General features: G+C 55.6%; 2 protein-coding genes, 1 tRNA gene and 2 rRNA genes (1 of these 5 only partly in view). 4 read left to right on the top strand and 1 reads right to left on the bottom strand.

From position 1 onward, the window contains the following. The 4 genes from CCGE531_RS16875 to CCGE531_RS16860 form a co-directional block, all read left to right on the top strand. A 23S ribosomal RNA gene (locus CCGE531_RS16875) occupies nt 1–2715 on the top strand; it begins 219 nt to the left of the window's first position. Nucleotides 2716–2996: 281 nt separating this feature from the next. Continuing rightward, nucleotides 2997–3111, top strand: a 5S ribosomal RNA gene (rrf, locus tag CCGE531_RS16870). Between the two features lie 381 nt (nt 3112–3492). After that, nucleotides 3493–3569, top strand: a tRNA-Met gene (locus CCGE531_RS16865). 290 nt (nt 3570–3859) lie between these two features. Continuing rightward, nucleotides 3860–5437 carry a recombinase family protein gene (locus tag CCGE531_RS16860; RefSeq protein WP_120665263.1) on the top strand — a complete coding sequence of 526 codons (1578 nt, stop codon included), beginning with the start codon at nt 3860–3862 and terminating at the stop codon, nt 5435–5437. Between the two features lie 161 nt (nt 5438–5598). Here the strand turns inward: CCGE531_RS16860 and CCGE531_RS16850 are convergent, their stop codons facing one another. Next, a complete protein-coding gene (locus tag CCGE531_RS16850; RefSeq protein WP_120665261.1) occupies nt 5599–6858 on the bottom strand; it encodes an ROK family transcriptional regulator in 1260 nt (419 codons plus the stop codon). Between the last annotated feature and the right edge of the window lie 183 nt (nt 6859–7041).

Raw genomic sequence — 7041 nt, 5'->3', positions numbered from 1 at the left:
TCGAAGCCCGTTTGGGCTTCGCAAGGCCAGAGGCCGTCGCTGCTGATGCAGCGTAGCCTCGACGGGCTGGTGGCTGGTAAAACACTTCAGGTTTCTAGGTATTGTTATGAGGTATCTTCACCTGAATAAAATAGGGTGTAAGAAGCGAACGCAGGGAACTGAAACATCTAAGTACCTGCAGGAAAGGACATCAACCGAGACTCCGCAAGTAGTGGCGAGCGAACGCGGACCAGGCCAGTGGCAATGAGTGTTAAAGTGGAAGAACCTGGAAAGGTTTGCCGTAGAGGGTGACAGCCCCGTACGCGTAGATACACTTATTGTCCTAGAGTAGGGCGGGACACGTGAAATCCTGTCTGAACATGGGGAGACCACTCTCCAAGCCTAAGTACTCGTGCATGACCGATAGCGAACCAGTACCGTGAGGGAAAGGTGAAAAGCACCCCGACAAGGGGAGTGAAATAGAACCTGAAACTGGATGCCTACAAACAGTCGGAGCCCGCAAGGGTGACGGCGTACCTTTTGTATAATGGGTCAACGACTTAGTGTAACAAGCAAGCTTAAGCCGGTAGGTGTAGGCGAAGCGAAAGCGAGTCTGAATAGGGCGATATAGTTTGTTGCATTAGACCCGAAACCGAGTGATCTAGCCATGAGCAGGTTGAAGGTTGGGTAACACCAACTGGAGGACCGAACCCGCATCTGTTGCAATAGATTGGGATGACTTGTGGCTAGGGGTGAAAGGCCAATCAAACTCGGAAATAGCTGGTTCTCCGCGAAATCTATTTAGGTAGAGCGTCTGACGAATACCCCCGGGGGTAGAGCACTGGATGGGCTATGGGGACTCACCGTCTTACTGATCCTAACCAAACTCCGAATACCGGGGAGTACTATCAGGCAGACACACGGCGGGTGCTAACGTCCGTCGTGAAAAGGGCAACAACCCTAACCTCCAGCTAAGGTCCCCAAGTCATGGCTAAGTGGGAAAGGATGTGAGGATCCCAAAACAACCAGGATGTTGGCTTAGAAGCAGCCATCATTTAAAGAAAGCGTAACAGCTCACTGGTCTAGTCAAGGGTCTTTGCGCCGAAAATGTAACGGGGCTGAAGCCATGCACCGAAGCTGAGGATTTGCAGCAATGCAAGTGGTAGCGGAGCGTTCCGTAAGCCTGTGAAGGGGTACCTGTGAGGGGCCCTGGAGGTATCGGAAGTGCGAATGTTGACATGAGTAACGATAAAGAGGGTGAGAGACCCTCTCGCCGAAAGACCAAGGGTTCCTGCTTAAAGTTAATCTGAGCAGGGTTAGCCGGCCCCTAAGACGAGGCGGACACGCGTAGTCGATGGGAACCACGTTAATATTCGTGGGCCTGGTGGTAGTGACGGATTGCTTAACTTGTTCACACTTATTGGATTGTGTGGGCGGGGACGCGGTTCCAGGAAATAGCTCCACCGTATAGACCGTACCCGAAACCGACACAGGTGGTCAGGTAGAGTATACCAAGGCGCTTGAGAGAACTATGTTGAAGGAACTCGGCAAATTGCACGCGTAACTTCGGAAGAAGCGTGACCCTTATGTACGCAAGTATGTGAGGGTGGCACAGACCAGGGGGTAGCGACTGTTTACCAAAAACACAGGGCTCTGCGAAGTCGCAAGACGACGTATAGGGTCTGACGCCTGCCCGGTGCTGGAAGGTTAAGAGGAGGGGTGCAAGCTCTGAATCGAAGCCCCAGTAAACGGCGGCCGTAACTATAACGGTCCTAAGGTAGCGAAATTCCTTGTCGGGTAAGTTCCGACCTGCACGAATGGCGTAACGACTTCCCCGCTGTCTCCAACATAGACTCAGTGAAATTGAATTCCCCGTGAAGATGCGGGGTTCCTGCGGTCAGACGGAAAGACCCCGTGCACCTTTACTATAGCTTTACACTGGCATTCGTGTCGGCATGTGTAGGATAGGTGGTAGGCTTTGAAGCAGGGACGCCAGTTCTTGTGGAGCCATCCTTGAAATACCACCCTTATCGTCATGGATGTCTAACCGCGGTCCGTCATCCGGATCCGGGACAGTGTATGGTGGGTAGTTTGACTGGGGCGGTCGCCTCCGAAAGAGTAACGGAGGCGCGCGATGGTGGGCTCAGACCGGTCGGAAATCGGTCGTCGAGTGCAATGGCATAAGCCCGCCTGACTGCGAGACTGACAAGTCGAGCAGAGACGAAAGTCGGTCATAGTGATCCGGTGGTCCCGCGTGGAAGGGCCATCGCTCAACGGATAAAAGGTACGCCGGGGATAACAGGCTGATGACCCCCAAGAGTCCATATCGACGGGGTTGTTTGGCACCTCGATGTCGGCTCATCGCATCCTGGGGCTGGAGCAGGTCCCAAGGGTTTGGCTGTTCGCCAATTAAAGCGGTACGTGAGCTGGGTTCAGAACGTCGTGAGACAGTTCGGTCCCTATCTGCCGTGGGTGTAGGAATATTGACAGGATCTGTCCCTAGTACGAGAGGACCGGGATGGACATATCTCTGGTGGACCTGTTGTCCTGCCAAGGGCATAGCAGGGTAGCTACATATGGAATGGATAACCGCTGAAGGCATCTAAGCGGGAAACCAACCTGAAAACGAGTGTTCCCTATCAGAGCCGTGGAAGACGACCACGTTGATAGGCCGGGTGTGGAAGTGCGGCAACGCATGAAGCTTACCGGTACTAATAGCTCGATTGGCTTGATCGTTCCCATTGCCAGTGCTCATCAGACGAACGTAAACGTTCATCTGCATTGAGTTTTGTCCTCACGCTGTCGCGATCTTCGATCGCTACGCTGCGGACGGCGCGCCGGACGTCCGGCGACGCGCTTTGCGCTTGCGGACTTTGTCCGGAAACGCACCAAAGACGTGTTCAAATAGACAAACGAAGTGAAAACTTCACCAGCTTCTCATCGCGCTAAACCCGCAAGGTTTAGCGTGCAGGGCATAAACCGCTGGCGCGGTTTAGCCCGAAGTTGCGCTTTGCCGACCTGGTGGTTATGGCGGGGTGGCCGCACCCGTTCCCTTTCCGAACACGGCCGTGAAACGCCCCTGCGCCCATGGTACTTCGTCTTAAGACGCGGGAGAGTAGGTCGCTGCCAGGTCTGCCAAACGCAACTTCACGCTAAACCGCATCGGCGGTTTATGCGTCGCTAAATTGCATAAGCAATTTATGCCTCACACAATCTTCTCATCACAAACGCGATAAACCCAAAAGGGTTACGCTGAAACGGCCTAGCCGTGTTACAATAGGCCGCTTCAAGCGGCCTTTGTCGCTTCTGAAAAGCAAGACATTACCCCTTACACACCTGAAATACGGTGCCACGGGCGCGACAAATCCTCCGGATTTGCGCTGAGAATACACGATAAACGGCTGAAGCGGTTTACGTGGATAAAGCATGAACCGCTTTGCGGTTCACGCAAGCGCGATAAACCCTTCGGGTTTACGCTGACGCGACAAACCGCAAAGCGGTTTGCGCTGGTGACGCGGGGTGGAGCAGCCCGGTAGCTCGTCAGGCTCATAACCTGAAGGCCGCAGGTTCAAATCCTGCCCCCGCAACCAACATAAGACGAAAAAACCTTGGTGGCACAATAGGTTACCGGGCTTTTTGTATTGCGCCAAAATCGGCGCTGCGATTCGCCTTTCAATAAAATCAACTACTTCGTTCCGCAGGTGCAAATCGGGTTGGCTGACACCCGCAACCAATTGCGATGCGGAAAATCGGCTGCTTTAGCCATCAATGGCGTACCAAAGCGTGAAATAGCGTCTACCACTGAAAGCGTTTCCTCTGGATAGCCGATGTTGCGGCTTCTCCCTGGCTCTGATCGCTGGCAAAGACCTCCGCTTTGAAAATGCCAGGAATGCCGATGCCCCGTGTTGTGCTCTACGCCCGCTACTCCTCCGACCTCCAGAACCCCAGATCGGTTGATGATCAGTTCCTCATTTGTCGCCAGTTTGCAGAACAACAAGGATGGCAAGTGGCAGGGTGCTATCGCGACGAAGCGGTCTCCGGCGCCAGCCTTCGAGGACGGGACGGGATACGCAGTCTCCTCGCTGACGTTAAGGGAGGCCAGTTCGAATTTGTCTGCGCCGAGGCGCTTGATCGGATCTCTCGGGATCAGGAAGACATGGCCCATGTCTACAAACTCCTGCGCTTTGCAGGGGTCACACTGCACACCGTTTCTGACGGCCGCGCCGATGAATTGCAGATCGGCTTCCGGGGGGCGATGAATGCTCTGTACCTGAAAGATCTGGCGGATAAGACGCGCCGTGGACAAAGAGGAAGGGTTGAGAAAGGGCGATCCGGCGGTGGTCTCGCTTACGGGTATAAAGTCATCGCCGATAATGAGGGTGGTGCTGGCGGTCGGCGCATCAACGAGGCAGAAGCAGCCATTATTCGCCGGATCTTTATGGCCTTTGCCGAGGGTAAGTCGCCCGTTGCCATCGCCATGACCCTGAACAAGGAGGCCATTCCCGGACCGGCGGGACGCCCATGGGCAGCGAGTACCATTCGAGGACATAGGTCAAGGGGAACCGGCATCCTCAATAACGAGCTTTATCGCGGCGTGCTCATCTGGAACAGGTTACGCTACATTAGGGATCCGGACACAGGGAAGCGTCAGGCTCGGCGCAACCCGGAGACGAATTGGGTCAAAACGGAAGTCGCCGGCCTGCGCATTATCGAGGAGCCGTTGTGGCAGGCTGTCAAAAACCGGCAGCAAGATATCGAGCAGTGCTTCAAAAATGTGCGCGAAGGGGTTCAGAATTCCAGGGAGGCCCGAGCTCGCGGTCTGACGGTCTCCGCCTCGTATCTCTATCGATTGTTGATATGCGCGGAATGTGGCTGCGACTTCTGCCATGTCGGAAGAGATCGTTATGGCTGTGCGGAGCACTATCGGCGCAAGTCCTGCGACAACCGCAAGACGATTCAGCGTCACGTCATGGAAAAGCAGGTGCGAGAGTTTTTGGCGGAGACTTTATTCACCATTGATCGACACTCCGCCGCTTTGGTCACCGAAGGCCGGCTCGACCACCACGAGCGGAGCCGCCAGATCCAAAATGATCGACGAGAATTGGAGAAAATCGAGGGGAGGCTGCGCGGCCTCCTAGCGGCCATAGAGGATGGACTCTACACCCCGCGTCTGAAGGAACGATTCCAGCAACTAGAAGGCCAAGCCGAAAAGCTCCGCGCGAAACTCGAAATCTACCAAGAGCGCATGGAAACCAGGAACTTTACGTCGCAGTCATTTTACAGCTGTGTCAGGGCACTGATCGAAAACCTGTTCCATAGTGACGATGAGAAAATCATTCTGCAACTTAGGCAAATAGCCGGCCCCATCAGGGTAACACCAGGACGGAGCCGCAAAGAGTTTAAGTTTGCCTTGGCGACGCAAGGCAAGCTGATCAGCCGAGACTTCCGCGATTCGTAGCCAGGCCGCCCGTCTAGCGCATTGGCATTAGACGGCGAAATCAGCAGAGAACACCCGTCGAACTGGAACAGCAGGCGACGAAGATGGTGAATTGGAATAGCAACAGCCTTGCGACGGCTGTCTATGAAGTCTGCCGCTAGTTTACCTGTCCAGCCATAACGTCAGATGACCAACTTGAGGTGGCTGGACAAAACCAGGCCGGCGGCGCCGCGCAAAGCGGTATGCCCTTCACCGATGCCGTTGACGGTGATGGAAATCTCCTGGTTCGGCCGCTTCCTGACAAGGCGTTCGACATGTTGCCTGACGCGTTCGGCAGCGTCTGCGCCACCACCTGCGATGTCGCCGTGCAGAACATAGGAATTGAGCGACAGTGTCTGTTGCAGGTTGAGAATCCCGAAGGCGACATTGCGGGTATAGCGATTGAGCAGATCATCGGCGGCCTTCGATCCTTCCGCCGCCTCTTTGACGAGGCGAGCGCAGGTAACGCCCTCAGGGTTCGCCATACCGAGACGAGCCGCTTCTCGCCGTAACCAGGGCAGGGCGGCGACGGTTTCCCAGCATCCATGCTTGCCGCAATTGCAGAGCTCACCATCGATCTGGACGACGGTGTGTCCGAGTTCGCCGCCGGAGCCGGCAAGTCCGCGGTAAACCCTCCCATCGATATAGAAGGCGCCGCCCAGAACCTCACCGGTATAGATCGCCGCGAACGTCTGCTGGCCTCGTCCCGGACCGAACCAACGGTCGCCCACGAGGAGCGCGCGCGGATGATGATCGATGACGACAGGCAACGCGAAATGCTCCTGCAGGATATCGACCAACGGCAGGCCCGATAGAACGGGCGCGAGATTGACGGCAAGGATAACCCCGTTGTCGCTGTCGATCATTCCTGCAGATGCGATGCCGATCCCGAACGGCGCCCGATGAGCCTGGGAGAGCGTTGCGGACAAGGTGTCCTTCAAGATCTGCAGAAACATATCTCTTTCGCCACGCGGATCGAAGTCGGCCTTCGTAAGTGCGCTGATTTCGCCGCTCAGCGTCACCAGGCATGTCTGGATCCTGCCGGGCAGGAGAAGCACGGCCCCGAGCATCGGGGCTTCCGGATTGAAATAGATCGGACGCGCCGGCTTTCCGCCCTTGAAGTCGGAGGGCACCGCATCGCCTTCAACGAGCAGTCCCTCTTCGATCATCGGCTGGACGATTCCTGTAATCGTGGTGCGGTTGACGCCTGCCAATCGGGCAAGTTCGGCGCGGCTCTTCGGACCATTGTCGTACAACGCCTGGAGAACGCGCCCACGATTGATCTCGCCGAGGGTCGACTGGGAGACGAGGGTAACGTTGACGCCACCCTCGCCAGGCAGAACTTCCTTGTTGGAAGGACTGCGCTGCCCCAGTGAGTAGGATGACTTATTCTCGAACTTCAACGTCTCTCTCCGATTTGCCGGCTCGTCTTTCTAACCTGTGAGCGCTTGCTCGACCAGATGGCGCTTGTTTGCTTACCGTAGACCAAATTTACGGCGCGTCGGGCCACGCCCGGGAGAATCCTTGTGACGACTTCTTGACAGTATCATAAGTTTGTGCGAAGTACAAACATACTGCTGAAAAGG

Origin of the sequence: Rhizobium sp. CCGE531, from assembly GCF_003627795.1 — a bacterium.
GTDB lineage: Bacteria > Pseudomonadota > Alphaproteobacteria > Rhizobiales > Rhizobiaceae > Rhizobium.
The sequence above is the reverse complement of the archived record's forward strand: the minus strand, read 5'-3'. Positions and strand labels throughout refer to the sequence as shown.

Coding starts and splice junctions, on each gene's coding strand:
- CCGE531_RS16860 (WP_120665263.1), top strand. CDS start 3,860: ATGCCAGGAATGCCGATGCCCCGTGTTGTGCTCTACGCCCGCTACTCC.